3 protein-coding genes are annotated in these 2,759 nt (G+C 52.4%); 1 reads left to right on the forward strand and 2 read right to left on the reverse strand.

Translation table 11 applies throughout. The features are described from left to right. The coding region (locus tag V6D20_18470; protein HEY9817766.1) for a hypothetical protein at window positions 1–508 on the reverse strand (508 nt) is incomplete at its 3' end. 178 nt (window positions 509–686) lie between these two features. Continuing rightward, complete coding sequence (locus V6D20_18475; GenBank protein HEY9817767.1) at window positions 687–1,580, reverse strand: mechanosensitive ion channel family protein; 894 nt, start codon at window positions 1,578–1,580, stop codon at window positions 687–689. Between the two features lie 165 nt (window positions 1,581–1,745). Here V6D20_18475 and V6D20_18480 point away from each other — a divergent pair, with 165 nt between their 5' ends. Further along, complete coding sequence (locus tag V6D20_18480) at window positions 1,746–2,540, forward strand: glutathione S-transferase family protein (GenBank protein HEY9817768.1); 795 nt, start codon at window positions 1,746–1,748, stop codon at window positions 2,538–2,540. Window positions 2,541–2,759 lie beyond the last annotated feature (219 nt).

Genomic DNA, 2,759 nt, shown 5'->3' on the forward strand with positions numbered 1-2,759 from the left:
AGAAGACAATCGAGATCAAGCCAATGAGCATGGCGGTTTGAGGATCACTGAAAGCCTCAGGATCACCTTGAAAAATGCTGGCACCGCCTACGCCAAAAAGAACGAACACCAGCAATAGTGCGGTAAAGATATAGACCCCGATGACAACAGCTAGAAATAGCAGCGATTGAAAAAACGCGATGCGCCAAAATCCCCACATCCGCCTGTCAACATAGCGCCTAGTGTCATCGATCGATTCAGCTTGTTGGTTGAGGTAGCAAAAACTACGCCGCGAGATGGCGGCAGAGATGGCTAAATATTTAGCTGCTCCATAGGTGAATCCGGCTGCACCAAGCACGATCGATAGGACAATCAGGCCAGGGCTTTGCCCTTGAGACGCCACAATCAAAACGCCAATTGTGCCGACGAGGGGTAGGAGCAACCATAGGATCGCCATCAGACCCAGTTTTAGATATTCCCTAGCGTGGCGGAGATAGAGCTGCAGCCCGATGGTGACTACGTTGCCCATGGTTAGCAGGGTTGAGGTTCCTGAGGATGGAAGATTGGATGCCATGGAAAATAGGAGGGTGAAGGAATGCGATCGCAGTTCACGACTAGCCTAGGCTACAGGGCCATAGACAGCAGCTACGGACAAGTCGTAGGTCTTAACATCCTAGCGATGCCTTACCTATGATCATTGAGGATGGCTAGTGGGCAGAATTAGGTAAGTTAGATGACGAGAGTTTGTGATCGTTAAACGTTTGCTGATCAAAGAAATAAACGCTTCGAATAGGATAAGGAATACTCAGATCGGCTGCATCACAGGCGGCCTTGAGCGCCATGATAACCTGCGATCGCGTTTGACGCATATGTACCGCTTGGGGCAACGACCAATAGCGCACCACCAGGTCAATAGAACTATCGCCAAAGCCCACTAAGTCAACCTCTACTGGCGGATGATTCAGCACACCCTCCACCTCAGCTAAGGCCGTCTGGAGAAGTTGCCGGGCTCGGGGCAGTGGGGTGTTGTAATCGAGCCCAATGGCTAAATCCGTGCGGCGTGCGGGGCGATCGGTGAGCACCTGAACAGCGCTGGTAAACACGATCGCATTGGGAATCACCACCCGCTCTCCTTGGTAGGTACGAATTTCGGTAGATCGCACATTAATGGCTTCCACCGTGCCTTCAAAATCCGCCACAATAATTTGATCATTTAGGCGAAAGGGTTCATTGAGTAGCAGCAGCACCCCAGCCAGAAAGTTCTTAAAAATATCCTGGAAGGCAAACCCGATGGCCACGGATCCTAAACCTAACAGGGCAATCAGATCACCCAAGCCTAGGTCAGGAAAGAGCAAGATACAGGCAACCAGGATGCCCGTTCCCCAAAGCGCCACGGACACAAGCTGAATGAACAGGGCCCGCAAAGATGGACTGCTCACCAGTTTTTCTAAGGTAGCTTTGGTGACACGCTTGATGGGGATTGCACCATAGCGCGTTGCCAATAAAACGGCGATCGCTGCAATCAGGGCAGGAATAATCTGGACTCCGCGCCCCACAAGGGCTAATAAGCTGGATTGAATGGTTTGAATCAGGTCAGACACAGGACTATCTCTATTTCTACACAGGACTATTACTGAACTGGACATGAACAGCAAGCAGCCATCCCTATGCTAAGGTGTCGATGCTCCAGGGCATGGTCTTCTGCGCACGCTCTATCAGGAATTCGTTACACTGACGTTGGAACGCGACGCCCTCTAGGAGTATCCATGATTGAACTGTACCAATTTGAGCTATCGCACTACTGCGAAAAGATCCGCTTGATCCTCGACTACAAAGGGTTAGAGTATCGCAAGATTGAGGTGACGCCCGGCGTGGGGCAGTTGGATCTATTTCGCCTATCTGGCCAACGGCAGGTACCGGTGTTAAAGGATGGCGAAACGTTGGTGGCAGATTCAACGGCGATCGCTCTCTATCTAGATCGTCAGTACCCCGACCGGCCGATTATACCGGTTGACGCAAGGCAGAGGGGGCTTTGCCTGATGATGGAAGAATGGGCAGATGAATCGATTGGCATCAACGCCCGCAAGGTGATGCTCAGTGCCTTCAGCCAAAATTCCGACCTGCGAACGGCAGCGTTGCCCAAAACAACGCCGGATTTCTTGAAAACCATTGTCGGTGCTATGCCCCATGAGGTCTTGGATGTTCTCAGCTTTGGGGTGGGCTTGGGGCCCGAGACGGTGAAGGCTGCTCGGGATGCCATGCGCCAGAACCTAGAAGCGCTATGCCTGTTGTTGACCGATAGTCCCTACCTGCTAGGGGATACGCCTAGCTTGGCAGACTTTGCCGTGGCCGGTCTGTCGATGTATGTGAAGTTTCCCGCAGGCGACTACGTGAGTCTGCCTGATTCCCTTAAGGGGCGGGGGGTACCAGGGTTGGCCGATAATGCCGAGTATCAGATCTTTTGGGACTGGCGCGATCGCCTCTATGCCAGTTTCCGTAAGGTGGGGGCTCCTCAACCGTCGGATGGAGGTGCAGGCCCCACCCGGATTAGCATCGACTAGGTCATACCCATTCTTGGATGGCCCACATTCTTGGATGACCCGCTACATGTTGCCCTCACCCTAAATCCCTCTCCCAGAGGGCTACCGCTTATACACAAGTTTCCTTTAATCTAGATGGAATGATTTGCGAGGTGCATTCACCATGATAGATAACCCCATTGTGCTCCAAGGAGCCCAGATTTCAGGCAGTGTGTTCGGGGATGCGCGTCTGGCTAAAAG

The sequence above is a fragment of the Candidatus Obscuribacterales bacterium genome (assembly GCA_036703605.1).
Classification (GTDB): domain Bacteria; phylum Cyanobacteriota; class Cyanobacteriia; order RECH01; family RECH01; genus RECH01.